This window comes from Endozoicomonas sp. (assembly GCF_031844845.1).
Taxonomy (GTDB): Bacteria; Pseudomonadota; Gammaproteobacteria; order Pseudomonadales; family Endozoicomonadaceae; genus Endozoicomonas.
This window is the reverse complement of record NZ_JAVRMB020000253.1, coordinates 1-3,466: the sequence shown is the minus strand read 5'-3', so window position 1 is coordinate 3,466 and position 3,466 is coordinate 1. Positions and strand designations below refer to the sequence as shown.

Genomic DNA, 3,466 nt, shown 5'->3' with positions numbered 1-3,466 from the left:
CAGTATTCACCACCTCAAACAACTGATCACCACTCAGGATTCCGGCCATGGCCATAAGCCATCGACTACTGAACCGGCTGATCCGGCTGGAACAGTTACAGCACCAGCAGCAACTGTCTGATATCAAACAGGGGCTTGCGGACCTGGAAAAACAAAATATGCTGATTGAAGCACTGGACCAGCTGATCACGACGCCTCTTTTCTCCTCACATCGGTCTCCCGGTACCGCTCACCCACTACTGCGCGGACTTCAACTCAATAATGGTTCGGTATTTCGTGCACAGCTGTTAACCAACCTGCAACAGTGTCTTGACGTCCGAAGCCAGCAAATGACCGCTATAAAAGCAATGGCAGATATCGCCCGGATTCGGCAACAGCGGTTGAAACGGTTGCGCAGTCTGCCTGCTTCTTAGTTTTGTTATTTGTCATTGGGTGCTTTGTCATTGGCGGTTCTGTCATTCTGTACAGGGATTGTACGGAATCCACCGGGCAGGGATAGCCATCTGTCCGGGCATCCACTTCCCTGTGAGATGGGTCCTGTACAATCCCTGTACAGGATGACAGAGGGAGGAAATATCACTGTCAAATTCTGAATAACGACCTGGGGCCGTTTTTATAGACGACAGTCGATAAATTACCATAAGACAACGGCGCCCCCCTGCAATTGTCAGTAAGTTTCTGACAACAGACAGACAACCGGGTCAGACTATCACTGTTGTTCCTGTGCAATATCTGACAAGCCCTGGCCAGCCTGATTACATCAGGCCAGTCGGTATCCTGCTGCTGAACAACCAGAGCATCCTCCGGCGAAGATAACGCCTTTAACTTCTGGCAGAGATCGGCACATTGTGCAGAGAGCCTGGCAATGTCATCCACATTCCTCGACACCAGAGCCCTACCCTGACGTTGCAGCAGGGATTCCAGCTGTTGTAAAAGGCTCAGGGTTTGCTCCAGCCGATGACTCATAAACATACCTATACATACCTATGGAGAATGGTTGCCCCCGGTGGCGGCAGGGCGTACTTCCCTGGCATTCATCACCTGACACCGGATAACACGTCCATTGTCTTTTTTAATCGGAATAATATCACCAATACGACCATTATCTGCGGCAATGCCACTGGTGGTTAATGTTACCGTATCAGAGCTGGCGATAATGGTTACCGGTGTGCCACGGCGCACAACCACCGCCTTTTTAACCAGATCCGCAGTCATGATGGTGCCAGCCCTGACCGGTCGCACGGTAACATACCCGTCGAGCTCCCGGGGATGGTGAAATAACCCCTGCCTTACTGAGCTGAAAGCCCTTTCCTCCGCATGCAGGTGACCAGGTACCTCGCCCCTGGCCAGATCCCTGCCGACCACCAGCACCGGAACCACAAAGTCGATTTGGGCAGACAGACGTTGTTTCCACCCCTTAGCCACCTCATCAGTTACCTCATCAATAACCGGGCAGACCAGGAAAATACTGACCCTGCCACCGGCCGTCAGTTCAGAAAGCCGGATATCCGGCATCACCGGGCAATCCGGCAACTGCTGCCAGCGCTCCCGCTGCAACAGGATAATGCTGACCTGTCGACCCCGCCGTTGAGCAGCCTGCCTGTCTGCCTGCTTCTGCAGGTATTGATAAACGACGGTAAACGTACGACTGTCAGCAGTATCTTTTGGCGCAGCGATCCTCTCATCCTGCTGATGGCCACCAGCATCGCAGGGCACGAAAGACAAGATCAACGAAAGCAAGAGTAAATCAGGCAGCCTCCTGATAAACATAATTTTCGTCAGTGAACAAAAATGCATGCACGACATTCGTGTACTACCCTGAACTCAACTTAAACCTGAACTGAAAATAGACGGTTTTTATCGTTCATGTTGATGTCATTTGAAGCAGCTCTCGGCATTCACCCGACCATGACGCAACTGCGCAGCACGCAGATTGCCGTGCAGTCGGGCAATGTATTTAATTCAGAAACTCCCGGTTACCGGGCCATGGGCTTTAATCTGCAGCTGACAGAAGCATTGGCAGGCCTGGCCCTAACCAATAAACGACATATCTCTAACAAATTAACTCCAGAAACGAACCTCACACTGAGAAATAGCGGAGACAATACCTCGGCAAACGGTAACGATGTTTCCCTGCCCATGGAACAGGCGGAACTGGCCCGGGCCATGGCCGGTTTCAATATCAGCCTTGCCCTGGTTCGGGAACGTTTAACCATGCTTGATAAAGTAATCGCCGGGCGTTAAACAGGAAAAATCCATGAGTTTTCAGACCATTCAGCAAATGTCCGGCTATGCCATGGTGGCCCAGTCAACCCGCCTGGGGCTGGTGGCCGAAGCCTTATCCTACAGTGGCGTGCCCGCTGCATCAGCATCGGAAGTACTGCAGCCGGGTCGGGCTTTGCTTCAGGCCCGGCCACTGCCAGTCAGTGCATCATCCCCGGACAATAGCGTTCCAGCCTTTGCCGTAGAAGTGGCCCGGATTGTTAAAGAGAATGGTGCACCCCAGGTTCGGTATCAACCGGGTCATCCCCTGGCCAATGACCAGGGGGAGGTATTTTATCCGGATATCAGTACCGTTGAAGAGATGGCCACCATGATGTCAGCGGCCCGGGACTTTGATGCGGCGGTGACCGTCTTTAATAGCGCCCGGCAGATGCAGGGGCAGGTGCTGGAGCTGATCGCTCTTTAAGAAACGCTGAGATATCTTCACTCTTCAGATGAGCTGAGGCTCTTTGGGAAGTGGCAACGACTAACTCCACTGTCATCCTGTACAGAATGACAGGTGGCGGAGATTTCCCACCCACTGTCATCCTGTACAGGGAATGTACAGGATCCATCTCACAGGGAAGTGGAGGCCCGGATAGATGGCTATCCCTGCCCGGTGGATTCCATACAATCCCTGTACGGAATGACAGAGGTCTGAGATATTCCACCCACTGTCATCCTGTACAGGGAATGTACAGGATCCATCTCACAGGGATGTGGAAACCCGGATAGATGGCTATCCCTGCCAGGTGGATTCCGTACAATCCCTGTACGGAATGACAGCGGGAAAACCCAACCGGCACGGTGTACGATGATGCTATTTCACAAACGCCTAATCTACTGGCAAATGGGGAACTTATTTCAGGATACGTTCATACCCGTTCGTCCTGAAGCCTGTCGAAGGGCGTGAACTCCAGGCCTATGACAAGATTGTGCCAAATACCCTTCGTCCGTTCATCCTGAGCGAAGTCGAAGGGCGCTCAGGATGAACGGAGATCGATTTCTAAATTGGGAAGTTATTAAAGGACTGTTCCTTAACGCCCACGAAAAACGTCAATCGTTGGAAATCGTGTCAGCGGCCACGGCGCCAGATTGGCAGCCAACTACAGCCTCAGGAGTGTGGGAACGAGATTAAAAATAAAAAAATGGACCGATAAATCGGTCCATAAAAGTAAAGCGACAATGTTATTGTTTTTAGAAG

5 protein-coding genes are annotated in these 3,466 nt (G+C 51.9%); 3 read left to right on the top strand and 2 right to left on the bottom strand.

Going from position 1 to position 3,466, the window contains the following annotated elements; translation table 11 throughout:
- Positions 1-47 precede the first annotated feature (47 nt).
- Positions 48-413, top strand: coding sequence for a hypothetical protein (locus RM811_RS13630; RefSeq protein WP_402525204.1), 366 nt, complete (start codon positions 48-50; stop codon positions 411-413).
- Positions 414-582: 169 nt separating this feature from the next.
- Here RM811_RS13630 and RM811_RS13625 read toward each other — a convergent pair whose 3' ends face one another.
- Together RM811_RS13625 and flgA are read right to left on the bottom strand one after the other, a co-directional pair.
- On the bottom strand, positions 583-966 hold the full coding sequence (locus RM811_RS13625; protein WP_402525201.1) for a hypothetical protein: 384 nt from the start codon (positions 964-966) through the stop codon (positions 583-585).
- A gap of 18 nt (positions 967-984) precedes the next feature.
- Positions 985-1,770, bottom strand: coding sequence for a flagellar basal body P-ring formation chaperone FlgA (gene flgA, locus RM811_RS13620; RefSeq protein ID WP_402525199.1), 786 nt, complete (start codon positions 1,768-1,770; stop codon positions 985-987).
- 96 nt (positions 1,771-1,866) lie between these two features.
- Here flgA and RM811_RS13615 point away from each other — a divergent pair, with 96 nt between their 5' ends.
- Both RM811_RS13615 and RM811_RS13610 read left to right on the top strand, forming a co-directional pair.
- Positions 1,867-2,244, top strand: a complete 378-nt coding sequence (locus tag RM811_RS13615; protein ID WP_402525197.1) for a flagellar basal body rod protein FlgB — start codon at positions 1,867-1,869, stop codon at positions 2,242-2,244.
- A gap of 13 nt (positions 2,245-2,257) precedes the next feature.
- Positions 2,258-2,689: a flagellar basal body rod protein FlgC gene (locus RM811_RS13610; protein WP_402525194.1), complete on the top strand. Its 432-nt coding sequence runs from the start codon at positions 2,258-2,260 to the stop codon at positions 2,687-2,689.
- Positions 2,690-3,466 lie beyond the last annotated feature (777 nt).